The sequence below is a fragment of the Mesorhizobium sp. M8A.F.Ca.ET.208.01.1.1 genome (assembly GCF_004791315.1).
GTDB lineage: Bacteria > Pseudomonadota > Alphaproteobacteria > Rhizobiales > Rhizobiaceae > Mesorhizobium.
Map to the genome: position 1 here is coordinate 14,078 of NZ_SRUT01000018.1, position 24,152 is coordinate 38,229.

25 protein-coding genes are annotated in these 24,152 nt (G+C 60.9%); 6 read left to right on the forward strand and 19 right to left on the reverse strand.

Annotated elements, in window-relative coordinates:
• Window positions 1-6: 6 nt before the first annotated feature.
• The 3 genes from EN851_RS33745 to EN851_RS33755 are packed head-to-tail and all read right to left on the reverse strand — an operon-like array spanning window position 7 to window position 3,024.
• Window positions 7-1,518, reverse strand: coding sequence for an RnfABCDGE type electron transport complex subunit D (locus EN851_RS33745; protein WP_135931003.1), 1,512 nt, complete (start codon window positions 1,516-1,518; stop codon window positions 7-9).
• The gene (locus tag EN851_RS33750; RefSeq protein ID WP_245520871.1) at window positions 1,515-2,237 is read right to left on the reverse strand and encodes an FAD:protein FMN transferase; all 723 of its coding nucleotides are present in this window, start codon (window positions 2,235-2,237) and stop codon (window positions 1,515-1,517) included. Before EN851_RS33750 ends, EN851_RS33745 begins: the two co-directional genes overlap by 4 nt.
• Window positions 2,238-2,262: 25 nt before the next feature.
• On the reverse strand, window positions 2,263-3,024 hold the full coding sequence (locus tag EN851_RS33755) for an FMN-binding protein (protein WP_127275567.1): 762 nt from the start codon (window positions 3,022-3,024) through the stop codon (window positions 2,263-2,265).
• 379 nt (window positions 3,025-3,403) lie between these two features.
• On the opposite strand from EN851_RS33755, the gene EN851_RS33765 reads away from it, so the two are divergent.
• A complete protein-coding gene (locus tag EN851_RS33765; protein WP_127873525.1) occupies window positions 3,404-4,099 on the forward strand; it encodes a VIT family protein in 696 nt (231 codons plus the stop codon).
• A 169-nt stretch (window positions 4,100-4,268) separates the two neighbouring features.
• Window positions 4,269-4,484 carry a DUF1858 domain-containing protein gene (locus EN851_RS33770; RefSeq protein WP_135884085.1) on the forward strand — a complete coding sequence of 72 codons (216 nt, stop codon included), beginning with the start codon at window positions 4,269-4,271 and terminating at the stop codon, window positions 4,482-4,484.
• Between the two features lie 3 nt (window positions 4,485-4,487).
• Here EN851_RS33770 and EN851_RS33775 read toward each other — a convergent pair whose 3' ends face one another.
• A complete protein-coding gene (locus EN851_RS33775) occupies window positions 4,488-5,189 on the reverse strand; it encodes a Crp/Fnr family transcriptional regulator (protein ID WP_135931005.1) in 702 nt (233 codons plus the stop codon).
• A 151-nt stretch (window positions 5,190-5,340) separates the two neighbouring features.
• Between EN851_RS33775 and EN851_RS33780 the strand changes: the two genes are divergently transcribed.
• Window positions 5,341-5,778: a pseudoazurin gene (locus tag EN851_RS33780; protein WP_127275571.1), complete on the forward strand. Its 438-nt coding sequence runs from the start codon at window positions 5,341-5,343 to the stop codon at window positions 5,776-5,778.
• Between the two features lie 99 nt (window positions 5,779-5,877).
• Window positions 5,878-7,053, forward strand: a complete 1,176-nt coding sequence (locus EN851_RS33785; RefSeq protein WP_135931006.1) for an NnrS family protein — start codon at window positions 5,878-5,880, stop codon at window positions 7,051-7,053.
• Between the two features lie 57 nt (window positions 7,054-7,110).
• Here the strand turns inward: EN851_RS33785 and EN851_RS33790 are convergent, their stop codons facing one another.
• From EN851_RS33790 to ccoN, 10 genes are all read right to left on the reverse strand, one after another.
• The gene (locus tag EN851_RS33790; protein WP_135931007.1) at window positions 7,111-7,980 is read right to left on the reverse strand and encodes an SUMF1/EgtB/PvdO family nonheme iron enzyme; all 870 of its coding nucleotides are present in this window, start codon (window positions 7,978-7,980) and stop codon (window positions 7,111-7,113) included.
• 53 nt (window positions 7,981-8,033) lie between these two features.
• Window positions 8,034-9,140, reverse strand: coding sequence for a copper-containing nitrite reductase (gene nirK, locus EN851_RS33795; RefSeq protein ID WP_127275574.1), 1,107 nt, complete (start codon window positions 9,138-9,140; stop codon window positions 8,034-8,036).
• A gap of 206 nt (window positions 9,141-9,346) precedes the next feature.
• Complete coding sequence (ccoS, locus tag EN851_RS33800; protein ID WP_127275575.1) at window positions 9,347-9,502, reverse strand: cbb3-type cytochrome oxidase assembly protein CcoS; 156 nt, start codon at window positions 9,500-9,502, stop codon at window positions 9,347-9,349.
• On the reverse strand, window positions 9,499-11,787 hold the full coding sequence (locus EN851_RS33805; protein WP_135884090.1) for a cation-translocating P-type ATPase: 2,289 nt from the start codon (window positions 11,785-11,787) through the stop codon (window positions 9,499-9,501). The genes ccoS and EN851_RS33805 overlap by 4 nt, the downstream gene beginning before the upstream one ends.
• Window positions 11,784-12,281 carry a FixH family protein gene (locus EN851_RS33810; RefSeq protein WP_127275577.1) on the reverse strand — a complete coding sequence of 166 codons (498 nt, stop codon included), beginning with the start codon at window positions 12,279-12,281 and terminating at the stop codon, window positions 11,784-11,786. The genes EN851_RS33805 and EN851_RS33810 overlap by 4 nt, the downstream gene beginning before the upstream one ends.
• Window positions 12,278-13,837 carry a cytochrome c oxidase accessory protein CcoG gene (gene ccoG / locus EN851_RS33815; protein ID WP_135931008.1) on the reverse strand — a complete coding sequence of 520 codons (1,560 nt, stop codon included), beginning with the start codon at window positions 13,835-13,837 and terminating at the stop codon, window positions 12,278-12,280. The genes EN851_RS33810 and ccoG overlap by 4 nt, the downstream gene beginning before the upstream one ends.
• A gap of 178 nt (window positions 13,838-14,015) precedes the next feature.
• Entirely contained in the window at window positions 14,016-14,879 is an 864-nt protein-coding gene (gene ccoP / locus EN851_RS33820; protein ID WP_135931009.1) for a cytochrome-c oxidase, cbb3-type subunit III, read from the reverse strand.
• A 2-nt stretch (window positions 14,880-14,881) separates the two neighbouring features.
• Window positions 14,882-15,031: a cbb3-type cytochrome c oxidase subunit 3 gene (locus EN851_RS33825; RefSeq protein WP_127275983.1), complete on the reverse strand. Its 150-nt coding sequence runs from the start codon at window positions 15,029-15,031 to the stop codon at window positions 14,882-14,884.
• 12 nt (window positions 15,032-15,043) lie between these two features.
• A complete protein-coding gene (gene ccoO, locus EN851_RS33830; protein ID WP_135931010.1) occupies window positions 15,044-15,775 on the reverse strand; it encodes a cytochrome-c oxidase, cbb3-type subunit II in 732 nt (243 codons plus the stop codon).
• Window positions 15,776-15,786: 11 nt separating this feature from the next.
• On the reverse strand, window positions 15,787-17,397 hold the full coding sequence (gene ccoN / locus EN851_RS33835) for a cytochrome-c oxidase, cbb3-type subunit I (RefSeq protein WP_127275981.1): 1,611 nt from the start codon (window positions 17,395-17,397) through the stop codon (window positions 15,787-15,789).
• A gap of 249 nt (window positions 17,398-17,646) precedes the next feature.
• Here ccoN and EN851_RS33840 point away from each other — a divergent pair, with 249 nt between their 5' ends.
• Window positions 17,647-18,057 (forward strand): hemerythrin domain-containing protein, encoded by a 411-nt coding sequence (locus EN851_RS33840; RefSeq protein ID WP_127275988.1) that lies wholly within the window; start codon window positions 17,647-17,649, stop codon window positions 18,055-18,057.
• A 2-nt stretch (window positions 18,058-18,059) separates the two neighbouring features.
• Here the strand turns inward: EN851_RS33840 and EN851_RS33845 are convergent, their stop codons facing one another.
• Window positions 18,060-18,788, reverse strand: coding sequence for a Crp/Fnr family transcriptional regulator (locus EN851_RS33845; RefSeq protein ID WP_127275980.1), 729 nt, complete (start codon window positions 18,786-18,788; stop codon window positions 18,060-18,062).
• 162 nt (window positions 18,789-18,950) lie between these two features.
• Here EN851_RS33845 and hemN point away from each other — a divergent pair, with 162 nt between their 5' ends.
• The gene (gene hemN, locus EN851_RS33850; protein ID WP_127873535.1) at window positions 18,951-20,300 is read left to right on the forward strand and encodes an oxygen-independent coproporphyrinogen III oxidase; all 1,350 of its coding nucleotides are present in this window, start codon (window positions 18,951-18,953) and stop codon (window positions 20,298-20,300) included.
• 103 nt (window positions 20,301-20,403) lie between these two features.
• Here the strand turns inward: hemN and EN851_RS33855 are convergent, their stop codons facing one another.
• The 4 genes from EN851_RS33855 to EN851_RS33870 form a co-directional block, all read right to left on the reverse strand.
• Complete coding sequence (locus tag EN851_RS33855; RefSeq protein ID WP_127275978.1) at window positions 20,404-20,739, reverse strand: DUF779 domain-containing protein; 336 nt, start codon at window positions 20,737-20,739, stop codon at window positions 20,404-20,406.
• Window positions 20,740-20,801: 62 nt separating this feature from the next.
• Window positions 20,802-22,319, reverse strand: a complete 1,518-nt coding sequence (adh, locus tag EN851_RS33860; RefSeq protein ID WP_127873536.1) for an aldehyde dehydrogenase — start codon at window positions 22,317-22,319, stop codon at window positions 20,802-20,804.
• A gap of 144 nt (window positions 22,320-22,463) precedes the next feature.
• Window positions 22,464-23,432, reverse strand: a complete 969-nt coding sequence (locus EN851_RS33865) for a helix-turn-helix domain-containing protein (protein ID WP_127275976.1) — start codon at window positions 23,430-23,432, stop codon at window positions 22,464-22,466.
• 208 nt (window positions 23,433-23,640) lie between these two features.
• A complete protein-coding gene (locus tag EN851_RS33870; protein ID WP_135931011.1) occupies window positions 23,641-24,072 on the reverse strand; it encodes a potassium channel family protein in 432 nt (143 codons plus the stop codon).
• Between the last annotated feature and the right edge of the window lie 80 nt (window positions 24,073-24,152).

Here is a 24,152-nt window from a genome sequence, read left to right on the forward strand (position 1 = left end):
CCTGCTTCAGGCAAAACCCGGGAAATAGTCGACCTTTATCTTCGAGCGGCGAACGCCCATGGCCAGCAGTTTCTGGCGCAGCGCCTTGACCATCGCTTGCGGGCCGGAAATGTAGAAAGTGCGCTCGAGGTAGTCGGGTATGGCCAGACGGATCAGGCGCTCGTCGATATATCCGGGATATTGCCCGCGCTCGCCACCGTGCGCCACAGCGTGGATCGTCTTGATGCCAAGCTCCTGCCTGGCCGCGCCAAGCACGTCGCGATAAGCGATGTCCTGCTGTCTCTCTGTTGCGTAGAGGATGACGATCGGTCGCCACTCCTTGCGGTCGATGAGATATTGCAGCATCGAGCGGAACGGCGTGATGCCGATGCCTCCGGCCAGGAACGCGATCTTGGTTTCACGCCGGGCGGGCAGCGTGAAATTGCCGGCCAGTTGCGCGGCATGGATCGTGCTGCCTGGCTTCATGGTCATCAGCTCGCGCTTGAAGGCACTTGATTGCGGATAGAACTTGACGCCGAGGCGGACTGTTTCCTCCGTCGGCGCCGAGGCGACTGTGAAATAGCGGCGGTTGCCGCGATTGTCGGCACGATCGAGGCCAAGCGTCCATTCGAGGTACTGGCCGGCCTCGAATGCGAGCTTCCGTGGCGACCGGAAGACGAAGTCAAAACTGTCGACGGCCGATTGCTCAATGCGTTCCAAGGTCAGCACGAAGCGTGCCTTGGGGCCAGCCGCATAGGCAAACACGTTGCCGGCAAGCAGCGCCAGTTCCGGCGTGAAATAGAACGAGCCGATATGGATGTTGGGAGCAAACAGAAAGCCGACAATGGCGGCAAAGGCGATACGCGGCCAACGCATCGTCGGCGCGGTCAGCGGCTCGGTCAGCATCACGAAGGCAAAGAACAGCAACGGCGATGAACCCAGTGTCTCTGCAAGCGCGGTCCAGTATTGCGATGGGTCCGTGGTTGCCAGAATGGTCGCCAGCGCCACGACAACGAAGGTCGAGACAAGGTCAAGCCGGCGCAGTTTCCGGACAATGAGCATGCCGCCGACGAGCACGATCGGAAGCAATGGCAGATTGCCGCCCACCCACCAGGTGGCTGGCTGGTCGAGCAGCAGCGCGGACAGCGCCACGCCCAGCGCAGCCGGGTTGAAAAGGTGCTTCCGGCCGATGGCGAGAATGAATTTGGATGAAATCGCCCAGACGGATGTGAATACCACTGCCGCAATCCCCTTGATGTCCGTGACCGCAACCGGATCGAGGATAAGCGTCAGGATGAGTGCGGTGATGTAGACGGACTCGTTGTTGGCCGGAACTGCGAAGACATGCGCAAAAACCTTGTTGGTGATCCAGCAGGCGGCCAGCGCAAGCGTTGTGGTGAAGGCAAGCGCAATCGGATCGTGTGGCACCAGCTTGACGAAGCCGAGCACGAACGCTGCGCCGACCAGCGTCATCAGATAGTAGAGGACCAGCCTGTACATGGTCAGGTGATCGAGAAATCGGTCGATGGTCTTGATCATGGCAGGCAAAGGGCTCCGAACCCGGTTGTCGGCGTGGCGCGGCCATTGGCGTCGACGAGATAGCCTTCCAGGCCAGGCGTCTGCTCGATGAAGACAATGCCGTCACGTCCCATGGCGAAGGCCGCGGTGGCGAAACGATCGGCTTCGAGCACATCGGCGCCGATCACGGTCAGGCTGACGATGTCCTGTATCTGACTGCCAATTCCATGCGGATTGTAGATGTGTTGACCGCGGACATAGGTGCCGGAGGTTGCGACGCCGCGACCGCGGGGATAGACGATCTTTATGATCTCGTCCGCATTGAAGGGATTGCGGATGCCGACGCTCCAGTCATGGCCCGATGCATTCTTGCCGCAGGACTGGATATCGCCTCCCGCCTCGATGAAGAAATCGCTGATGCCGGCTCGCTGAACAATCTCCGCTGCATTGCGAATGGCCCAGCCCTTCACGATGCCGGAAGGATCGAGCGACCCGTCGGGCTTGCGAATATCGAAGTATCCGTCCGTCTCGTCTTTCGTCTGTCGGGCGAGAGCGAACACTTCCATCATCTCGCCGCTCCAGTCGACGACCGGAACGTCGCCTCGGTTGATGGCCGTGATTTCACTGTCGGCCCGGTAGGTGCTGAAGCGCCGGTCGATGTGCTCGAAATAGCCGAAGACGGCTTCGATCAGTTCAGCATTCGACGCGCCGCCGAGGTCGACGGTAATGGGCATGCCCATCAGAATTCGCGTGTCGCGCATGGACCTACGACGACGCTTTCTTCAGCGCGCCGCGCAGCGACTGGATGAAAGCCCTGCTGGTTAGCGTCGCGCCCGAAATAATATCGACATCGGCGCTCTGGGCGCTGATCGCTTCGTCGCGCAGCATGGGGAGCGCCTGCCTGTTGATGTTGACGGAGGTGCGGCGGTCGGAGGGATATTTCAGCACTTTCAGCGCCGTCAGTTGCCCGCCCTGTACGAGGGCCTGAATCTGGATGATGCCGTAATAGGCATCGGCCGTCGGGCCGGTGTAGACGCCGTCGGCATAGCTCTTTGCGGCGAGCTTCATGCCCACCCGGACGACCCGTGCTGGTGCATCCGGATATGCCGGCCTCGGCTGCGGGACTGGTATGTAGACGGCGGGCGTAACGGCGAAGGAAGGCGCTGACGAGGCAGGATCGGCGACAGACGGCGCCACTGGCGTTGGGGACGGTTGTGGCGCCACCGGAACCACTGTCGGCTTGACTGGATCATTGGGGCGTTCGGCAGGCGTTCCTATGCCAGCTGTCGTTTCCCCGGAAATCGGGAACCTTGTTCTAAACCGGAGATCGAGGGGCGCCGGCGAGGTGCGAAGCAGCTGCAAAGCCGCAGCGGATGCGGGTTCTTTTGGCTGCACGGAAGGCGCTTCGGCTGCGTCGGCCGGCAGCGCCTCGCCGAGCATATCGTTTGCCGAATCCTTGCCGGCCTGATCCCAGACATAAACGCCCGAGGCGGCGATCACCAAAAGTGACAGGGCAATCTCTTTCATCGGAAGTGCTTCCACATTGAACCTTGCAAACGCGACCCGTCTGGTCCGCTTCGGAGGCAATATCCCACAACCAAGCTGACAACTGGCTGTCAGCCGAGGTCGAACTGCGAGGGGACAGTGAAAGCTTGTCTTATGACTTTCGTTGCCGAAGGGTCGAGAATGGACCGCCGGGAGAGGGTGTCAGCCGGTAGATTGGCTTGTCCTAGATCAAGATTGCCGCATGAGCGGCGATGTAGGAAGGTTCTCTCAAACCAGGTAAACTGCCTATGATTGTTGCCAACAAGCCAGCCGGATACACCGGAACCCAGATATTGCTGCATTGGACAATTGCGGCGCTGGTCAGGATGCTGCGACCTGAACGGCGGGGCGCCGTGATATCATGAGCCGGCTGCACAATGAAAACCATCTTGTATCCCGCGTCGGCTGGTTGCGCGCTGCCGTGCTCGGCGCCAATGACGGCATCGTGTCGACGGCAAGCCTGATCGTTGGCGTGGCGGCAGCCGATGCCGCGGCCTCCAATGTTCTGGTGGCCGGCGTCGCCGGACTGGTCGCCGGTGCGATGTCGATGGCGGCAGGCGAGTATGTCTCGGTCAGTTCGCAGTCCGACACCGAACGAGCCGACCTTGCGCGTGAGAGAGAGGAACTGGCGACACAACCAGATTTCGAGCGGCAGGAACTTGCAGAGATCTATGTCAGACGAGGCGTCGAGCCGACCCTTGCCTCGCAGGTCGCCGACCAATTGATGGCGAAGGATGGGCTCGGCGCCCACGCTCGCGACGAACTCGGCATCTCCGAAGTCACCACGGCCAGACCAATCCAGGCCGCGCTGACCTCGGCGGCAGCATTTTCGGTTGGCGCGGCCATGCCTTTGGCGATGGTGCTTGTTTCGCCGGCCGCTTGGCTTGCCGCAACGGTGTCTGTTGCCTCACTCCTGTTCCTGGCGGTCCTGGGCGCCATCGGAGCCAAAGCCGGCGGAGCCAATGTGCTGAAAGCAACGGTTCGCGTCACCTTTTGGGGCGCGGCGGCAATGGCGCTGACCGCAGGTATCGGCGCGCTCGTCGGTACTGCCATATGACGGCGCGGCAGCCATATCCGCTCCGATGGCTGCGAGTACTTTTTCGTCACGCAAGATAGTATTGCCTCAAGACGTTTCAGCGCTGGTTCCATGAAGTTGCGAAAGCGCAACGAAGCCGTCCCCTGAGCGAACTATGACGAGGGCTTCGCAAATCGCGGAGGACTGCGTCGTGAAGAAACCCAGGTCTATCACTCCCAATACGGTGGTTGACGAGATGATGAGGAAATGGCCGGCAAGCGTGGCCGTGCTGCTCAGCTACAGGATGCTTTGTGTCGGCTGTCCGATCGGCACGTTCCACACCGTGGCCGAGGCGTGCCATGAGCACTGCGTGGATGAGGCGCGTTTCCTGGCCGATCTGGACGCGACTATCCGGGGCGAACGGTGATCGTCAGTGTTTGCCCGGGTTCTCGGCGAGAACCACAAGGCGATGGGCATCCTTGACCGTGACTTTCTGGCGGCCGCTGGCGATTATTCCGATGTCTTCCCACCTGCTGAGCATCCGGCTGACGGTGTGCAGCGTCGTGCCTGTCATCTCGGCGATGTCCTGTCTCGAAATCGGGAAGTCGATTTCGATACCGCTTTCGGTCTTTCGGCCGGTCTGGTTTGCCAGCCGCAACAAGGCATGCGCGATCCTTTGCTCGACCTGTTCGGTCGACATCTCCACCACCCGCGTCTGGGTCTCCTGCAGCCGGGTACCGACGGTTCTGTAGGTGGTTGCCCCAAATGCCGGGAATCGTCGCGCCATCTCCGCCCACAGAGCGTTGGGCCACGTCAGTACCACGCAGTCGACGGCCGCGAGGGCGCTGGCGGGATAGGTCGTTCGGCCGAGCGCCGCGGCGACACCAAAGATTTCGCCTTCACTGATGTATCTGGCAATGACCTGTTGTCCGTCCGGCGTAGTGCGAACGACGCGGATATGGCCAGAAATCAGCACAAAAAACGAATGAGCCTCTGTCTCCTGCTCGAAGATCGTGGATTCCTTGGCATAGCGTGACGACCGTGCGCTTCGCAGGATTTCGCTTTGTTCTTCCGCAGTCATCCCCTGGAAGAGCGGCAGCTGCGATATCAGAGATCGGTCCAGAGCAGCCAAACGTATCTCCTCACGACCCCAAGACACCGCGCCAGCACAGTGCCAACCATTCTTATCGCGAGTTTGCGCCAGCGCAAATTGTTCGCGGGGGCATCAGGCTAAATGAGAGGGAACGGCGCAACGCCGCGAACATGAGACAAAGGACAATTCGATGAAACGCACTATCTTCGCCGCCGCAATCTCCCTTCTCGCGCTCGCTGGCGGCGCAAGCGCCGAAGAGCACGTCGTGCAGATGCTCAACAAGGGCGAAAAGGGCGCAATGGTTTTCCAGCCGGCTTTCGTCAAGGCCGCACCCGGCGACACCGTCAAGTTCGTGCCGACCGACAAGAGCCACGACGCCGAGTCGATCAAGGGCATGATCCCGGATGGCGCCGAGCCTTTCAAGGGCAAGCCCAGTGAGGAAATCACCGTCACGCTGACCAAGGAGGGTGTCTATGGCGTCAAATGCGCGCCCCACTACGGCATGGGCATGGTCGCGATGATCGTCGTCGGCAAGCCGGTCAATCTCGATACCGCGAAAGCGGTCAAACATCCTGGCAAGGCAAAGACGGTGTTCGCGGATCTGTTCACCCAGATTCCCGCCAACTGATCGGCATGAGATAGCCTGCCTGCCACAAACGGGCGGGCATGGGCCGGACGGACCGAGGGCGGCGGTTCATCCGGCCCTGTTCATTTCAGGATGTAGGTCATGGCAATTCCACGTCTGCGGGACTATTCCGGTCCGGCTTTTCTCTCCTATGGGTTCAGACCCTTCTTCTTTCTCGGGTCGCTTTATGCGGGGCTCTCCATTCTGCTCTGGCTGCCGATGTATGCGGGCGGCCTCGAAGCCCATAGTGTGTTTGTTCCGGTCGACTGGCATGTCCACGAGATGCTGTTCGGCTATCTGCCGGCGATCGTGACCGGGTTTCTGCTGACAGCCATCCCCAACTGGACCGGCCGGCTTCCCGTGCAAGGACTGCCGCTGCTGGCGCTGGTCGTCCTATGGCTTGCCGGCCGCGCCGCTGTCTTCTTCTCGGCAGACATTGGCTGGGAAGCAGCAGCTATGGTCGATGGCTCATTTCTGCTTGCGGTGGCTGCCGCGGCAGCCCGCGAAATCGTCGCGGGACGCAACTGGCGAAACCTCAAGGTGCTGCTGCCGCTCGTCGTGCTGGCGTCCGCGAACGGCGCGTTCCACATCGAGGCCCATGTTGAGGGCGTGTCGGACATCAGCCGAAGACTCGGCATGGCTGCCGCGATCCTGCTCATCTCGCTGATCGGCGGGCGAATTATTCCGAGCTTCACACGCAACTGGCTCGTGCGCGAAAATCCCGGCAGGCTGCCGGCGCCATTTGACCGATTCGACATCGCTTCGATAACCATCTCGGCCATCGCATTGGCAACATGGACGTTCGCCCCCGACAGCGCCACCTCAGGAACGCTCATGGCCATTGCCGCAACCTGCCAGGCGTGGCGTTTGTCGCGCTGGGCTGGCGAGCGCACCTTGCCGGATCCGCTGGTGCTCATGCTCCATCTTGCATACGCCTTTGTGCCGATCGGTCTCGCCTTGGTTTCGGCGGCGATTTTCTTTCCTGTTATCGTGCCGGCCGCTGCAGGGCTCCACGCGCTTGGAGCTGGTGCGGTCGGCGCCATGACGCTTGCTGTCATGACCCGCGCGACGCTCGGGCACACCGGCCGAGAGCTGAAGGCTGGAAAAGGCGCCTTGTTTATCTTCGTAGCCATCCTTCTCGCGGGATTATTGAGAATTCTGGCCGCCTTCGTCCCCTATGGCGCGGTAATCGACATGGCGGGCGTCGCATGGGTCGCGGCATTTGCCGGCTTCATCCTGGTCTGCGGGATGGCATTGATGACGCCCAAGGCGCGGTGAGGCGGCAGAGCAGGCGACCCCCAAGACGAGAACGGAGCGGAGCTATTCCTGATTTTGTCAGCCGAAGCTGAGGTGGGCGAGGATACGGCCCACCCACCCCCGATGGTCCAAGACCAACCTGAACCCCAGATTGTCGGGAGGCAAACCAACGGCGCAACCTCCGCTTTTCCCGTCGCTGACGAAATTCGACATATAGGCTCTGTGCAGGCCTTCCAGGACGTGAACCCCGCAATTGTTGACCGAGCTCGCAACATCGCTGCCGTCTTCGGCGAGCGTCGTGCGGACATAGCAGGTTGAAGTCCACTCCCAGACGTTGCCGGAAAAGTCGGCAAGACCGCGCGAATTCAGTCCGAAAGAGCCGCGGCTCCTGGGCAACGGGTCGGGTTTGCGATTGAGTTCGACCTCCGCCTGATAGCTGGCCAGCCAACGCCTGGCGGGGTTGTTGGCATCGTTTTCGACACCCTCGAATTCGCCAGCGAACCGCTCGGCTGCCGCAAGGGCCCATTCTTCGTCGGATGGCAACCGCCACTGACTGCCGGTTGCTTCAGTATACCACCGGGCGTAGGCAACGGCGTCGAGGTAACTCACGCCGGTTGCGGGTGCGTCACGCGGGACTGAGCGGGTTTCCTCCGCCGGCCGACAGGCGCCGGCCGACACACAAGCTGCGTAATCGGCCGCGCTGACTTGGTACGCCATGACCTCCAGGGGGCCTTCCAGGTGCCGCTCAACCTTGGGATTGGCCTGAGGGCGTCCGTCCTTAAGATACTCGCCCGGCATCGGATAGACGATCGAATGGGGATCAATGCTGACCGTCCTGGCAACGGCGTCGGGCGGCCGATGACCGCCGGCTGCCTGCATCGAGAGCCCAACCGGCAAGGCTAAGGCTGCCACAGCGATCGGAACGAGCTTCATTATGAGAGGCGACATGTGTTTTCTCCATGCCCGGAGAGCGTCTCTGTCCGGGCATATCGGAGTGCCATTCAATTGGTGGCGATGGGTTTGGGCGCTTCGACCTGCGTCATCAGGTCGTCATCCCACTCGCCCTCGACCTTGAAATGAGCGGTGGCTCCAAGTTCGACGGCCTCGATCAGGTTGTGGTTGACGTAGGCGTAGACGCCCGGTTGCAGGAAGGTGTAGAGCGCCGAGCCGGCAGAACCGCCACGGATGAACCATGTCTCGAGATCCTTGGACGGCGGGTTGGCGAATTTGCCCTGTTCCCAGACGTAATCGCCGTGGCCGCCGATCAGGTGCGGCCGCGTATCGCGGTTGGCCTGTGAATGGACGATAAGCACCGTTTCGCCGACCTTCGACTTCATGGCGTTGTCGCCGGTCAGGGATCCGACCTTGCCGTTGAACACCACATGCGTCGGAACGAGACCGCGCATGACCTTGACGGTGTCGTCGTAGCCGTCGCCGGCGGATTCGTAGCTCTTGAAATTGCCCTTCTCGTCGCGCGGAATATAGAAATCACTCTCGCCGATGTAGAAGATCTTGTCGTACTTGACCGGTTCGCCCTTGTCGTTCCTGAGCCCGTCACGCGGCAGCACCATGATGGCGCCGTTCATGCCGGAAACGACATGCCATGGGATCATCGCGCCCCCAGGTGCGCAGTGATAGACAAACGTTCCCGTCCGCGTCGCCTTGAAGCGAAGGGTCACCTGTTCACCGGGATTGATCAAGGTCAAGCCGCCGCCACCCAGCGCGCCGGTAGCCGCGTGGAAATCGATATTGTGGGCTAGCGAGTTGGTATCGGGATTGATGAGCGTCAGCTCGATATAGTCGTCCTGATGCACGACCATCAGTGGGCCAGGGATCGAGCCGTTGTAGGTCATCGCATTGAGCTTCGTGCCTTCGGCATCGATGACGACAGGCTTTTCCTCGATCGTCATGGTAAATTCGACGATCTTCGGACCGCCCTTGGCGATCTGATCATGCGGATGCACGAACGGTGGTGCTACGAGCGTGATCTTCTCGCGGGGCAGCCCGCGAATCTCTGCCTTTGTAACCGTGGCCGACAATGCGGGCAGTGCTGCAACAGCAACAGCGCCAAGCGCGGCTCCAAAGAGGGCTTCGCGTCGCGTAATCATGTCAATCTCCTGTCTCTCGACCGTTGCGGATGAGCAGAAGGTACATGACCTGACGCTAGCCCTCTTTGCGCTGGCTCAAACTGTGTTGTTAATCGCAGGAACAACAGCTCGGGATACAGAGGTCTTGTGGGTCACGATTTGACATGTGAAAGTCCGGTGTCGCGGTTTTCAGTAACGGTGCGCTGCCACCAGCGTCTTTCTGAATATCAGTCGCCGCTTTTGTCTTCCAGATCAATCAGGATTCGCTCGGCGGCTCCGTCGAGATCTTCGTATTGGCCACTCTTCAATGCCCACAGGAATCCCCCCAAGCCAAGCGCACCAAGAAAGAGAGCGACGGGTATGAGGTAGGTGAGAGTGGTCATGACGATCGGACCAGGTTGTTGAAGTTGGACACCCTGTTGCGGCGAACATCCTTGGCCGTTGAGAACGGTTGCGACGATCGCAGGCGTAGAGCATTGCCAATGACAAGCAGCGATGAGGCGGACATGGCGATCGCCGCGATCAGGGGCGTAACGTGCCCGAGGATCGCTATCGGTACTGCGACCGCATTGTAGACGATCGCGATGACGATGTTCTGCCGGATCAGGCGTCCTGCCTGGCGCGAGACGTCCAACGCCAGCGGGACGGCCATAAGGCTCTCGCGCAGGAAGACGAAGTCCGCAGCGTTGCGGCCAATATCAGCGGCGGTCGCCGGTGCAATCGATACATGCGCAGCGCTTAGTGCCGGCGTGTCGTTGAGACCGTCGCCAACCATCAGAACCCTGTGTCCGTCTTTCGCCAAGGTCTCGATGCGTTCGACCTTGCCGGATGGCAGCAGGCAGGGGACAAAGTCTTCGACACCAAGCACCTTCGCAACGTCGGCGCAGGCTGCCGCTGTATCCCCTGACAGCATTTCGACAGATACCCCGGCGTCGTGTAACCGATCGATGGCTGGTGTGGCATCGGCGCGAAGCACATCGTCGAAAATGAAGGATGCGACAATCATCCCATTCTTTGTCAGGACCGTTCCACCGTATCCGTGTTTGCCTTCGCCGCCAGTTCGAGCCTTCCAGCCGGCCCATCCGCGTCGGCCCAGGCGCCATGTGCTCCCGGCTGCAGTGGCCTCGATTCCGAACCCAGGATGCTCGGTGACGGCCTCGAATTTGAACCGGCCGCCCAGAGTGGCAAAGCCGGCTATGGCCTTTGAGAATGGATGGCGCGAATGCGTGGCCAGGTCGGCCGCCAGGGCCAGCATATCTGGGCTGACCGATGGCGCGTTGACGAGTCGGGGCTGGCCGAGCGTCAGCGTGCCGGTCTTGTCGAACACAGCCGTGTCGATTGTTGCCAGGCGCTCCATGGCCGAGCCGTCCCTGACCATGATGCCGTTCTCGAACAGGCGCCGCGCGGCGACCACCTGAACGATCGGCACTGCCAGGCCAAGCGCGCAGGGGCACGTGATGATGAGAACAGCGATAGCGATCGTCATGGCCCGGTGCCAGTCGCCGGTCGCCGCCACCCAGCCAAGGAATGTCAAGAAGGCGGTGAGATGCACTACAGGGGCGTAGAGCGCCGAGACGCGGTCGGCGATGCGGCGATAGTGCGCGCGGCCGCCCTCCGCGGCCTCCATCAGCCGCACCATCTCCGCCAGGAACGAATCCCTTGCGGCGGCAGTGGCTTCGATGGTCAGCGGGCCGGTGATATTGAGCACGCCGGCCTGCACGGCTTCACCGGGCCCTACGTTTTTTGGCGTGCTTTCGCCTGAAGCCAGCGAGCAGTCGAGATCCGACGCTCCCTGGATGATCTTGCCGTCGACGGGGATTCTTTCGCCAGCTGCGATCAACAACCGCATGCCCGGTTCGATCTCGCCGACTGGTAGATAGTCGCGCGCACCATCGCCGCGAACCACCATGGCGCCACGCGAGGCCAGCTGCGACAGGCCTTTCACCGCGGTGCGGGCACGTTCCCGCATTACGTGATCCAGCGTGCGGCCGATCAACAGGAAAAACAGCAGCGATACCGAAGCATCGAAATAGGCGTGCTCGCCATGGTTGATCGTCTCATAGAGGCTCATCGCGTAGGCAAGTGAAACACCGACCGCGATCGGAACGTCCATGTTCATGCGGCCATGGCGCAGCGCATTCCAGGCCGATCGGAAAAAGATACCGCCGGCGAAGGCGAGCGCCGGAATGGCGATCAGCGCGGAGACCCAGTGAAACAGGTCGCGGGTGGCCCCTTCGGCGCCTGACCAGACCGAGACCGACAACAGCATGATGTTTCCGGCCGCGAAGCCGGCAACGGCGACGGCGCGGATCAGTTCGGCAAGCGTTCTGTCTCTCCTATCAGCGTCGGCTTCGAACAGGTGCGCCTCGTAGCCTAGCCTGCCAAGCGCGGCGACGAAGGGTGGCACCTCGTCCCCACGCCACCGTATCGCGACGCGTTTCGTCGAAAGGTTGACACGCGAGCCTTCGACATTGCCGAGCTTTCCCAGCGCCGTCTCGATCGTCTGGATGCAGGCGGCGCAATGAACCGTCGGCACTGAAAGATCGGTCTGCCGAAGATTGTCGCCAAGCGAGCGGCTGGCGAGCCGGATCTCCTGGCTGGATGGCAGCGTCGATGCGGAGCTGCCCAGGTCCAGCGCCATTTCGGCGCCCGGTGCACAACAACTCATTGCAGCGTTCCATGGGAAATCATGATTCGACGGACGTCTCGGTACGGCCTGTCCAGGCCGGCATCGGCGTCGACCTCGACGATCCAGACGCCGTCCTTTGGCATATGCTGCGCCGCGAATTCCTGGCCTGAAGCAAGGGCCAGCGTGACCGACTTGTCCTCCTTCTCGTATGCGGGATGACGAAACAGCATCTTCACGCCGTGCAGAGGAACTGGCTTGCCGGCTGCGTCGGCGATGCTGTAGCGGACTTCGCCCCATGCGATGGTTAGCTTGCCTGTCCAGCCGAGTGCCGCTTGCGCGCGGCCCTCCTGCGCCTGCTTGTTGAATTGCTGGCTCGCAACATAGGTATTTTCGACGACGAGGCCGGTCCAACTGGTGTTGGCAAGCGTTGCCATGGTCAGGTTGACCGCGATCACCACCCCGAAAAAGGCGAGGACAATGACCAGCATGTGCCGGCCCGTGAATTCCCGAGGCTTCTGGGCATTGGCGGTCATCTGGCGGCCTCTGGAGCGTTGAAAGTGGCGGTGTATTCGTTGGACTCGAAGCTGGCCTTGTCCTCGACGCGGAATTTGAAGGTCTGCGCCGGGGCGCGGATCTGGTCCGCCGGCTGGCGGACGAAGACCTTCAGCATTTTCAGGCGGTCGGGTTCGACCGGAATGGCGAAGGAGCGGCCTGCCGGGATGTCTTCGCCGACCACGCTCATGTCAGCTCCATACAAGCCTTGAATCGTGACGACGATCGTCCTCGGCTCGGGGATCATGTTGAGCAGTTTGACGGTATAGCCATTGCGGATAGACCCGTCGGAAAGCGTGACGAACTGAGGATTGCGATCATGCAGCACGTTTAGTTCGAGCCGATCGCGCGTCAGCAGGGAATAGAGCAGGCCAAGGCCGATCAGCGACCACAAGCCCATGTAGACATAGGTGCGCGGCCGAAAGATCTTGCGAATGTGAAAATGCGCTACCTTGTCGGAGAAACCGCCGCCAGCGGTCCTGACGAGCGATGGATTGACTGGGCTGGAGCCGCCTGCTGTCGCCAGCATCATATTGGCGTTGTAGTCGGACAGCGTCGCATAAGCGATCAGCCCATGCTCCCTGCCGAGCTTGTCCATGACACCGTCGCAGGCGTCGATGCAAAGCGCGCAGGTGATGCATTCGAGCTGCTGGCCATCGCGAATGTCGATCCCCATCGGGCAGACCGCGACACAGGCGTTGCAGTCGACACAGTCACCTGCGGGCTGGCCAACCGCCAGCACTTTCTTGGCGTGACGCGAACGCGGTTCGCCGCGCCAGTCGTTGTAGGTGACGGTGAGAGAATTTTCGTCAAGCATGGCCGCCTGAATGCGCGGCCATGGGCACATATAGGTGCAGACCTGTTCACGCATCAGGCCGCCGAACGTGTAGGTGGTTGCCGTCAGCACGGCGATGGTGATGTAGGCCACGGGTGCGGCGCTGCCGGTCCAGAGCTGGCCGAGCAGTGTCGGTGCGTCAGCAAAGTAAAAAATCCAGGCGCCTCCAGTCGCCGCGCCGATGACCAGCCAGATCGCATGCTTTGATACGCGCAGCACCAGTTTGCGGGCGGTCCAGGGACCCGTATCGAGCTTCATGCGGGCATTGCGGTCGCCTTCTATCGCGCGTTCGACGACGAGGAACAGATCGACCCACACCGTCTGAGGGCACGCATAGCCACACCAGGCACGGCCGACAGTCGAGGTGATCAGGAAAAGACCGACGCCGGCCATGACCAGGAGGCCCGCCACATAGAAGAATTCCTGCGGCCATATCTCGATGAAGAACAAGTAGAAGCGCCGATTGGCGACATCGAGCAGCACCGCCTGGTCGGGTGCAAACGGACCACGGTCCCAACGCAGCCACGGCGTCAGATAGTAGATGCCAAGCGTGATCGCCATCACCAGCCATTTGAAGCGGCGAAAGCTGCCTGAGGCGCGCTTTGGAAAGATCTTCTTGCGCGGCGCATAAAGAGGCTGACGGATCTTGGCGGAATTGACCGCCTCGGCTTCCAACCGCTCTACCTGCGTATTGTCCAGCAACGACTTTTCTCCGCTCTACACGCAGACGGCGATTTGAATGCGCCGGGCAACAATGCCGCCCGGTGGACCTGCCCGCGTTGATGCAAGTCAATCTTGGCGTTGCGGAAAAGAGTCGAGGCCCGGCTGGGCCGGGCCTCGTCGCCTGGAAGGTGAAGGGTCGAGAACAGGTCCCCGCTTCCTATTCCCCACCGCCAAGCGAATGGATGTAGACGGCCAGTTCCTTGACCTTGGTTTCGCCAAGACGCGCTCCCCAGGCTGGCATGACGCCCTGCTTGGGTGCGCGAACCTGGTCGGCGATTGCCGTCTCGCCTGAGCCATAGAGCCAGATCGCGTCGGTCAGGTCGGGGGCGCCGAGCTCCTTGTTGCCTTTCGCGTTGTCACCATGACAGGCAACGCAGTTTTCTGCGAAGACCTTGGCCCCGGGCTGGATCAGACTAGCATCGTGGACCTTGCCGGACAGGCTGGCGACGTAGGCGCTGACCTGTGCGATCTGGTCGGCGGTTATGATGTCGGCAAAGGCCGGCATTTCCGACAAGCGCGTGTCCGGATCGGACGCGAAGCGGATACCATGCGTGATCGTCTGCTGGATCTGCTCAGCCTTGCCGCCCCAAAGCCAGTCGTCGTCGTTGAGATTGGGAAAGCCCTTGGAGCCCTGGGCACCCGAGCCGTGACATTGCACGCAATTGACCTTGAATGCGGCGCCACCTGCAGCGACTGCGAATTCGCGCAAGGCATCGTCCGCGGCTATCTCCGAGACGCTCTTGGATTGCACCGCCGCGACATATTTGCCTTTGGCGGCTTCAGCCGTGGTCAGCTCGTTCTTGACCTCGCCGCGGCTGGAATAGCCGAGCACACCCTTCGTCGCCGAGTGCAGCAGTGGCCATGCCGGATAGGCGATCGTGTAGCCGATCGCCCAGACGATGGTGAGGTAGAAAGTCATGACCCACCAGCGCGGAAGCGGATTGTTCAGCTCCCTGATGCCGTCCCATTCGTGGCCCGTGGTTGAGACGCCAGAGATTTCGTCGATGTGCTCGTCGCTCATGATTACTCGTCCTCAAGGGGAATCCGGGCAGCCTCGTCGGCCAGCTTGCGACTGCCAGGGCGGAGGGAGAAGACAATTGCCCCGACAAAGAAAAGCGCCATGGCGACCAGGCCCCAACTGTCAGCAAACTCCCGCATCAAATTGTATTGCATGGATAACTCTCCTCAACGGTAGCCGGCGGCTTCGTCGTAATTCTTGAAATCGACCAATGTGCCGAGCATCTGCAGATACGCAACGAGGGCATCCATTTCGGTCACCTTTTGCGGATTGCCGTCGAAGTCGCCGACCTTGGCTTTGGGATATCTTTTCTGAAGGCCGGAGGTGTCGGCATTCGGGTCGGCCTGCGCCATCAGATCGGCGTTGGCGTTGGCGATCATGTCATCGCTATAGGGGACACCGACACGCCTGTTGGCGATCAGGTGCGTAGAGAAATCCTTCACCTCGATCTGCGCGTCCTTCAGGAAGGCATAGCTCGGCATGACCGATTCCGGCACCACCGAGCGTGGGTCGGCAAGGTGCGCGACGTGCCAGGCATTCGAATAACGGTCACCAACCCGGGCGAGATCTGGCCCGGTGCGTTTGGATCCCCACTGGAAGGGGTGGTCGTACATCGACTCCGCAGCCAGGCTGTAGTGGCCGTAACGCTCGACCTCGTCGCGAAACGGCCTGATCATCTGGCTGTGGCAGAGGTAGCAACCTTCGCGCACGTAGATGTTGCGCCCGACAAGTTCGAGCGGCGAATAGGGGCGCATGCCTTCCACCTTCTCGATCGTGTTGTCGAGGTAGAAGAGCGGCGCGATCTCGACGATGCCGCCGACGGTCACCACAAGAAGCGAGCCAACGAGAAGAAGCGTGGCGTTCTTCTCGATGAGTGCGTGTCTGTCCATCAGGCTCATTCTCTGGCTCCTTATTCGGCAGGCTGCAGGGAGGGTGCGGAGCCCGGCATCGGCTCTTCCGCGCGCTTGTATCCAAGGATGGTCATGGTGATGTTCCAGGCCATGATCAGGGCGCCGGAGAGGTACATGGCCCCGCCGATGGCACGCATGACATAGTATGGGTGCATGGCGGCGACGGTTTCAGCAAAGGAGTAGACCAGGAAACCCTGCTCGTCGTATTCACGCCACATCAGACCCTGCATGATGCCGGATACCCACATCACCGCCGCGTAGACAACGATGCCGAGCGTCGCCAGCCAGAAGTGCCAGGTGACCAGCCGCAGCGAATAAAGACGTTCACGGTTCCAGAGCTTCGGCACCATGTAGTAGATCGCGCCGAACGAGATCATGCCGACCCAGCCGAGCGCACCGGAATGGACGTGGCCGACGGTCCAGTCGGTATAGTGCGACAGTGAGTTGACCGTCTTGATCGACATCATCGGTCCCTCGAAGGTGGACATGCCGTAGAAGGCGATGGCCATCACCATCATGCGGATGATTGGATCGGTGCGGATCTTGTCCCAGGCGCCCGAGAGCGTCATCAGGCCGTTGATCATGCCGCCCCATGACGGCATCCAAAGCATGATCGAAAACACCATGCCCAATGTCTGCGCCCAGTCGGGCAGGGCCGTGTAGTGGAGGTGGTGCGGACCTGCCCAGATGTAGAGGAAGATCAGCGCCCAGAAGTGAATGATCGACAGCCGGTAGGAATAAATCGGCCGGTTCGCCTGCTTGGGAACGAAATAATACATCATGCCGAGGAAGCCGGCCGTGAGGAAGAAGCCGACGGCATTGTGGCCGTACCACCATTGCGTCAGGGCGTCCTGGACACCCGAGAACGCCGAGTAGCTCTTCGATCCAAGGAAAGAAGCCGGCATCGACAGATTGTTGACGACGTGCAGCATCGCGATGGTGACGATGAAGGACAGATAGAACCAGTTGGCGACATAGATATGCGGTTCCTTGCGCTTCAGGATCGTGCCAAGGAACAGGATGAGGTAGGCAACCCAGACGATTGTCAGCCAGATGTCGACATACCATTCGGGTTCGGCGTATTCGCGGCTTTCGGTGATACCGAGCAGGTAGCCGGTCGCGGCCATCACGATGAAGAGCTGGTAACCCCAGAACACGAACCAGGCGAGATCGCCCCCGAAGAGCCGGGCGCGACAGGTGCGTTGCACGACGTATAATGATGTGCACAGCAGCGCATTGCCGCCGAAGGCGAAGACGACGCCCGACGTGTGCAGCGGCCGCAGGCGGCCGAAATTGAACCAGGGCTGGATATTGAGATCAGGGTAGGCAAGCTGCAGCGCGATGACGACGCCGACCAGCATGCCGACCACCCCCCAGAACATTGTGGCGATGGCGCCGTAGCGGATGGGTCCGTCCATGTAAGCGGAGGGGTCGACCGGCGCGGCCACGTCGAATTTCGTGTTGCGGAGGAGGATGGCGACAAAACCGAGCAGCACGAAAAAAAGCACCCACATATGCTGTCGGAAAGGCTCATCTGCACCGAAGCCGGCGGCCACCAGAGCCGCAAATGTGAACAGGCCCAAAGCGAAGATTGGTGTGCCGAACTTCATGAGATGCCCCCGACCTTGGATACCGATGCGCGGACGCCAATCCGCGTGGACACCAATTCAGCAGTTGCGTTGTCGCCGCCTTGATCCATGTCAAAGCTCAGTGCTTTCGGATTGGGCAGCGTTGGTCTGCAAATGACTGGAGGGTCGCCGTTGAGCCGGAAGAAAGGGCCAGGATCGTCGCTGTTCGAAGTACGCGATGGAGATGCCGCACCAGTTGACCGATCCACAGAAGTGGTCCCGGCCGCGGTGATGAAGCGCGCGCACAGGGAAAAGTTGCAACTCTGCGATGCCTTGGAGAGAATCGCGGATGCATTGCCCAGCGTCGATCGTCTGAAGTGCCTCGGCACGGCCAACGCCATCGTCCCGCTGCTGCGCGACATCCATCGATATGAAGAGACAGTCATCTTCCCCGCCTACGAGGAGGCCGTGGTCGGCAGTAATGCGAACCTTGCTTCAACCCGGCGACTGCGGGCTGAACATGTGGAAGATGAGTGCTTTGCCGGTGAGGTGACCGAAATTCTGCTGGCCATCGGTCATGGCGAGACAGTCGAGAACCCCGAGGCCATCGGTTTCATGTTACGCGGCCTGTTCGAGAACTTGCGCCGGCACATAGCGTTTGAACGCGAGCACGTCCTCCCTATGATCGGGATCGTCGATTGATCCTAGGCGCCGGAGCGTCGCTGCAGCCGGTCCAAGCTATCCACGACAACATGCCGATTGTTCTCTATCCGGATTACGCTATCTGATCGCAGCCTGGTCAACTGGCGGCTGACGGTCTCGATGGTCAGACCAAGGAAATCGGCGATGTCGGCGCGGGTCAAAGGCAGATCGAAACTTGTCGACTGGGCGGCCGGGTCAAGCGTGGGGTCGATGTTTCTGGCGATCATGAGAAGAAAGCTCGCCACCTTTTCCGAAGCACTCTTGCGGCCCAGCGTCACCATCCAATCGCGGGCGTCATCGAGTTCATTCAGCGTCTGCTTGAAGAGACGGTGCTCCAGTTCCGGCGATTCCTTCATCATCCGTTCGATGGCGGCCTTCGGAAACGAGCACAGGGAGACTGCCGTTGCGGCTTCGGCGTTGATCGCGCTTTCCACCTTGAAGGGCCGGCCCAGAAAATCGGGAGCAAATTGAAGCCCGACAATCTGCTGGCGCCCGTCCGAAAGGCTCTTTGTAAGCTTGACCACGCCGGAAAGCACGTTCGAGTAACTGTCGACGGTTTCGGCGTCGCCAATCAATTCCACGCCCGGTTCAACGGTATGCTTCGACGAGGTCTTGGCGAGGCCGACCAATTGTTCGGGATCGAGCGCTCCGCAAACACCGTGGTGCCGCGCTTCGCATGATTGGCAAAGCACGGGAATGCCGGCGCTGTGTACATCCTGGCGCACTGTCATCGTGGTCGTCCGCGGAACCAAAGGTCCCGTCAGGATATAGCATCGGCCCAGCAAAAAGCCTTGCGGCAGTTTGTCCGCAGCCGATGGGCATTGACCGAGATCAAGGCGGTTGTCGCCCCTGGTGAGCAGTATCGCGCGACACAGCCCGGAGTTGATTGCGACATGCGGCCAGATCTAGTTGCCAGACTTGGTGAGAACGTGCCGCGCTATACCAGCTACCCAACGGCGCCGCATTTTCATCCGGGCGTCGATGCTGCCGCTTGTCGTGGCTGGCTGCAGGCGCTCAACGAGGGCGACGAGATCTCGCTCTATTTGCACATCCCCTATTGCGACAAGCTTTGCTGGTTCTGTGCCTGCCATACCAAGCAGACGCGCCACTACGAGCCCGTGACGGCCTATCTTCGCTCACTGCATGCCGAGATCTCTACCGTTGCCAGTCTTGTCGGAGGCAAGGGCCGCGTGCATGCCGTCCATTTCGGCGGCGGTTCGCCGACGATGCTCAAACCGCAGGACATAGTGGCGCTGGCAACAGTGCTGCGCAACAGCTTTGCATTCCTCCCCGGCGCCAAGATCAGCGTCGAAATCGAACCCAACGACATGGACGAAGCCCGCCTCGACGCGCTTGCCGAAATAGGCATGACGAGAGCGAGCCTCGGCGTCCAGGATTTCGACCCCAAGGTCCAGAAGGCCATCAATCGCGAGCAGACCTTTTTGCAGACCAAAGCCGTCGTCGACGGCGTTCGCTCGCGCGGTGTCGAATCGGTCAACCTGGACCTGCTCTACGGTTTGCCGCACCAGACCAGGGAGAGTGTCCTATCCACGGTCCAACAGGCGCTGTCGCTGGAGCCGGACCGGATCGCGCTTTTTGGCTATGCTCATGTGCCATGGTTCAAGAAACATCAGACAATGATCGACGACGCCTGGTTGCCAGGCCCGGAGGAGCGGTTCGCCCAATCGCAACTGGCAGCGCGCGCCATCCTCGACCAAGGATATGAAGCAATTGGGCTCGACCATTTCGCAAAACCAGGCGATGCGCTGGCGCTGGCCGCGCGCTCAGGGACGTTGCACCGCAACTTCCAGGGCTATACCGAGGATCGCTGCGAAACCTTGATCGGCCTCGGTCCGTCATCCATCAGCCAGTATCGGCAAGGCTATGCACAGAACATGCCTTCGACCACAGAGTATGGCCGCATGGTGGCTGACGGCGGGCTGGCGACCGTCAGAGGCATCGCGTTCTCCGTGGATGATCGCGTTCGCGGCTGGATCATCGAACGGCTGATGTGCGATTTCGCCTTTTCCGCGATCGACTTGGTTGAGCGCTTCGGCGAAGCCGGCCAAAAGCTTCTCAGCAAGGCAAGCTCGACCGCCCTGCTTGATCCAGCGCCGATGCTTGAATTGAACGGTGACCACTTCGTCGTGCCGGTGGAAAGCCGGCCCTTTGTCAGAAGCGTCGCCGCGAAGTTCGACAAGTATTTCGAAACCGGCAAGGCGAGACATTCGGTAGCGGTCTGAGCGGCGGCTTGGTCGCGAACCGAATGCGATGGGACCGAACGTTGTGTCAGGGCCGTCAAGCCTATGACGGCCGTGTCCATGACCCGATGGATGACCCACATCCTCATCTGACAGCGCAAATCGTCGACCGCGTCAGGAATCGCTTCTCGCGTCCATTGTCGAGCGAGAACATGCCGCCGCGACCAGCCACCACGTCGATAATGAGATCGGTGTGCTTCCAGGCTTCGAATTGCGAGGCCCCGATGTAGAATGGCGCCTCACCGATGTGGCCGAGTAACACATCCTGGTCACCGATGATGAAGCCAGCCACCGGATAGCACATTGGCGAAGAGCCGTCGCAGCAGCCACCGGACTGATGGAACAGCACCGGGCCATGATCGGTGACGATCTCCGTGATCAGTTCAAGGGCTGCCGGCGTCGCTGTGACTTTTGCATGCATGGTCTTATCCGGTTTCCAGTCATGCGCGCGGTCCCTTGGGGCCGCGCGCATGGGCGCAGCGATCAGAAGAAGCCGAGCTTCTTCGGGCTGTAGCTGACCAGCATGTTCTTGGTCTGCTGGTAGTGGTCGAGCATCATCTTGTGGGTCTCCCGGCCAATGCCGGACTGCTTGTAGCCGCCGAAGGCCGCATGCGCGGGGTAGGCATGGTAGCAATTGGTCCAGACGCGGCCAGCCTGGATTGCCCGGCCGAAGCGGTAGGCGCGGTTGGCATCGCGTGTCCAGACGCCTGCGCCCAGACCGTAGAGCGTATCGTTGGCAATGCTGAGGGCTTCGTCGTCGTCCTTGAAGGTAGTGACCGATACCACCGGCCCAAATATTTCCTCCTGGAAGATGCGCATCTTGTTGTGACCCTTGAACACCGTGGGCTGGACGTAGTAGCCGCCGGCGAGGTCGCCCGGCAGAAGATTGCGCGCCCCACCGGTCAGCAACTCCGCTCCTTCCTGGCGGCCGATGTCGATGTAGGACAGGATCTTTTCCATCTGCTCAGACGAGGCCTGAGCACCGATCATCGTCGCCGGATCGAGCGGGTCGCCCTGCACGATCGCCTCGACGCGCTTGAGGGCGCGTTCCATGAACCTGTCGTAGATTGATTCATGGATGAGCGCCCGGCTGGGGCAGGTGCAGACCTCGCCCTGGTTCAGCGCGAACATGACGAAGCCTTCGATAGCCTTGTCGAAGAAATCGTCGTCTTCGGCGACGACATCCTTGAAGAAGATGTTGGGTGACTTGCCTCCCAGTTCCAGCGTGACGGGAATGAGGTTCTGGCTGGCATATTGCATGATCAGCCGACCCGTCGTGGTCTCGCCGGTAAAGGCGATTTTGGCGATGCGCGGTGACGAAGCGAGCGGCTTGCCGGCCTCGAGGCCGAAACCGTTGACGATATTGAGCACGCCTGCCGGCAGCAGATCGCCGATAAGATCGGCCCAGAGCAGGATAGCGGCCGGGGTCTGCTCGGCTGGCTTCAGCACCACGCAGTTGCCGGCCGCAAGCGCGGGAGCAAGTTTCCAGCATGCCATCAGCAACGGGAAGTTCCACGGGATGATCTGACCGACCACGCCGAGCGGCTCATGGAAGTGATAGGCGACGGTGTCGTCGTCGATCTGCGAAAGGCTGCCTTCCTGGCCGCGCACGGCGCCGGCGAAATAGCGGAAATGGTCGATGGCCAGAGGCAGGTCGGCCGCGGTCGTTTCCCGGATCGGCTTGCCATTGTCCCAGGTTTCTGCACAGGCGAGGAGATCGAGGTTCTCCTCCATGCGGTCGGCGATGCGGTTGAGGATAAGCGACCGCTCGGCCACGCTGGTCCGTCCCCAGGCATCCTTGGCGGCATGGGCCGCGTCCAGGGCCGCATCGATGTCCTGGGCATCTGAGCGCGCCACCTCGCACAGCAGCTGCCCGTTTACCGGCGAGTGGTTCTCGAAGTAACGGCCGGACCGCGGTTCGGCCCATTTGCCGCCGATGAAATTGCCATAGCGCTTGTCGAAGGGCGCCTTGACCGAGCGTGAAAATTCAACCTTGTTCATGTGTCTTCCTCCCAAAGCTGACGTCGCGGGATGCGACGCTTCGGAAGAGACTTGCGATTTTCGCCCGTAGTTGTCACCGCACTGGTCACCGTGGTCGGACATGATGTGTCGCAGAATTGCGACAGTCATGGTCGCCAAGGGAGTTCAGTGAGACCGATGGACATCCAGGCGGTTGAGCTTGCGGTGGAGCGTCGCGCGGCTGATCCCTAGCGCCTGAGCTGCAGCCGAGACATTTCCGTCAGCGCGCGCGAGTGCACGCTGGAGAGCCCCGCGCTCTGCCTCAGCGAGAATTTTGGAGCCGCGCTCAGCCCAGCCGAACAAATCGGCGGCGGGCATCGGCTTGTCGAGACACTGCTGGGTAATGCCAAGCGCCAGGCGCGCCGAACGGGTCGCGCCGACCACGAGATCGTCCGCGTCAACGGCGATCAGCGCTCCGGAGCCTTTGTCAGTCACTGGGGCGAGCAGAATTCGCGCCTTTGGGAATGCCATCTTGAAGTTTTCACCTTCGATCCGACGCACCGCGTCGACCACAGCCATCGAGATGAGATTGGCGAAGGCTTCGGTCAGATCAGCCCGGCAGGAAGACACGTCAAGCGCGGCTACAAGATTCCCTTCATGATCGTGGATAGGAGCGGTGGTGCAACTGAGCAGCGTGTTGCGCGTATGGAAATGCTGGTCACGGTGAATTGTGAGAGCGCGCCGCTCGACCAGACAGGTGCCGATCCCGTTGGTGCCTTGGCTTTCCTCGTTCCAGACGGAGCCAGTCCACAAACCCCAGGAACGAAACGTCTCGTCATCGACGGGCGCACCGCGCCGTTCGACCGGCACCCCGTCACGATCGGCAAGCAGGACACAGCACCCGACGCCGCCAACCGCGAGATAGAGCCGGTCGAGACTCGATTGGGCAGCTTGGACGAGAGGTTCGATGCGTTGCCCGGCCTGTCCCAGTTCCGCCTCCGTCAGATAGCGTGGGGGGCTACAGTCGGCTGGATCGAGCCGATGCAAATTGGAAGACCGTCGCCAGGAAGCAACCAGTGCGGACTTCGCTGCAGCGTCCGAGGCAATCGCCGCCTGGATGCGGTCGGCATGATGGCCGTATAGATCCTCGCCCATGCTTAAATCCTCCCAACCTGATGTCTTTCCTCCCGATCTGACCGGTCTGCGGTTCCCGTAGCACATAGTCAATTCGTCGAAAGAAGCAGAAAGCGGATGTCTTCCTCTCGCCTGTCTCTGAGCAATTCGTGGTTACCATCGACAGAAAGCCTACCGACAGATTGACGCGCGTTCATTGATCGGGAGCAAATGGGAGCATCTGCTGCGGTCAAAAATGCTCGCCGGCCTTGAACGGCCCGATGCGGGTGCCTGCTGCTATCAGGTAGGCTGTCGACCAGCCGATTAGCAGGAACCCGTTCACGCCCTCGAGTGCCGCCAGGACGCGCCACGCATGGGCGGGCACGATGTCGCCGTAACCAACCGTCGAGAAAGTGATGGTGGAAAAGTACAAGGCAGTTTCGAAATCGGCGAAGATGTCGAGCATCCGGTATAGCCCAGCCCAAAGCCAGACCTCCGTGGTCATGACGGCAAAGAGACCCATCACCACGCTGATCATCGCGACGATGCGGCTGCGGCGCCCGTGCATGCGAAAGCGGGACACAAGGTATCCCATCGCATGTGTGACGGCGATAAGGCCAAAGGTATGAACCAGCACCGTCAGGCTTATGACGAATGTGCCGATGAGCAGATTTAGAACCATAGATAATCATACCGATCGAAATCACGACCCAATTTGTGCCAGATCAAATCTGCAGTGCAGGGGGTGTCCCGGCCTTTTTC

What these genes read in the sequence shown, in the direction of transcription:
- EN851_RS33745 (WP_135931003.1), bottom strand. Translation starts at nt 1,518, where the DNA reads ATGATCAAGACCATCGACCGATTTCTCGATCACCTGACCATGTACAGG.
- EN851_RS33750 (WP_245520871.1), bottom strand. Translation starts at nt 2,237, where the DNA reads ATGGGCATGCCCATTACCGTCGACCTCGGCGGCGCGTCGAATGCTGAA.
- EN851_RS33755 (WP_127275567.1), bottom strand. Translation starts at nt 3,024, where the DNA reads ATGAAAGAGATTGCCCTGTCACTTTTGGTGATCGCCGCCTCGGGCGTT.
- EN851_RS33765 (WP_127873525.1), top strand. Translation starts at nt 3,404, where the DNA reads ATGAGCCGGCTGCACAATGAAAACCATCTTGTATCCCGCGTCGGCTGG.
- EN851_RS33780 (WP_127275571.1), top strand. Translation starts at nt 5,341, where the DNA reads ATGAAACGCACTATCTTCGCCGCCGCAATCTCCCTTCTCGCGCTCGCT.
- EN851_RS33785 (WP_135931006.1), top strand. Translation starts at nt 5,878, where the DNA reads ATGGCAATTCCACGTCTGCGGGACTATTCCGGTCCGGCTTTTCTCTCC.
- EN851_RS33790 (WP_135931007.1), bottom strand. Translation starts at nt 7,980, where the DNA reads ATGTCGCCTCTCATAATGAAGCTCGTTCCGATCGCTGTGGCAGCCTTA.
- nirK (WP_127275574.1), bottom strand. Translation starts at nt 9,140, where the DNA reads ATGATTACGCGACGCGAAGCCCTCTTTGGAGCCGCGCTTGGCGCTGTT.
- ccoS (WP_127275575.1), bottom strand. Translation starts at nt 9,502, where the DNA reads ATGACCACTCTCACCTACCTCATACCCGTCGCTCTCTTTCTTGGTGCG.
- EN851_RS33805 (WP_135884090.1), bottom strand. Translation starts at nt 11,787, where the DNA reads ATGAGTTGTTGTGCACCGGGCGCCGAAATGGCGCTGGACCTGGGCAGC.
- EN851_RS33810 (WP_127275577.1), bottom strand. Translation starts at nt 12,281, where the DNA reads ATGACCGCCAATGCCCAGAAGCCTCGGGAATTCACGGGCCGGCACATG.
- ccoP (WP_135931009.1), bottom strand. Translation starts at nt 14,879, where the DNA reads ATGAGCGACGAGCACATCGACGAAATCTCTGGCGTCTCAACCACGGGC.
- EN851_RS33825 (WP_127275983.1), bottom strand. Translation starts at nt 15,031, where the DNA reads ATGCAATACAATTTGATGCGGGAGTTTGCTGACAGTTGGGGCCTGGTC.
- ccoO (WP_135931010.1), bottom strand. Translation starts at nt 15,775, where the DNA reads ATGAGCCTGATGGACAGACACGCACTCATCGAGAAGAACGCCACGCTT.
- ccoN (WP_127275981.1), bottom strand. Translation starts at nt 17,397, where the DNA reads ATGAAGTTCGGCACACCAATCTTCGCTTTGGGCCTGTTCACATTTGCG.
- EN851_RS33840 (WP_127275988.1), top strand. Translation starts at nt 17,647, where the DNA reads ATGAAGCGCGCGCACAGGGAAAAGTTGCAACTCTGCGATGCCTTGGAG.
- EN851_RS33845 (WP_127275980.1), bottom strand. Translation starts at nt 18,788, where the DNA reads ATGACAGTGCGCCAGGATGTACACAGCGCCGGCATTCCCGTGCTTTGC.
- hemN (WP_127873535.1), top strand. Translation starts at nt 18,951, where the DNA reads ATGCGGCCAGATCTAGTTGCCAGACTTGGTGAGAACGTGCCGCGCTAT.
- EN851_RS33855 (WP_127275978.1), bottom strand. Translation starts at nt 20,739, where the DNA reads ATGCATGCAAAAGTCACAGCGACGCCGGCAGCCCTTGAACTGATCACG.
- adh (WP_127873536.1), bottom strand. Translation starts at nt 22,319, where the DNA reads ATGAACAAGGTTGAATTTTCACGCTCGGTCAAGGCGCCCTTCGACAAG.
- EN851_RS33865 (WP_127275976.1), bottom strand. Translation starts at nt 23,432, where the DNA reads ATGGGCGAGGATCTATACGGCCATCATGCCGACCGCATCCAGGCGGCG.
- EN851_RS33870 (WP_135931011.1), bottom strand. Translation starts at nt 24,072, where the DNA reads ATGGTTCTAAATCTGCTCATCGGCACATTCGTCATAAGCCTGACGGTG.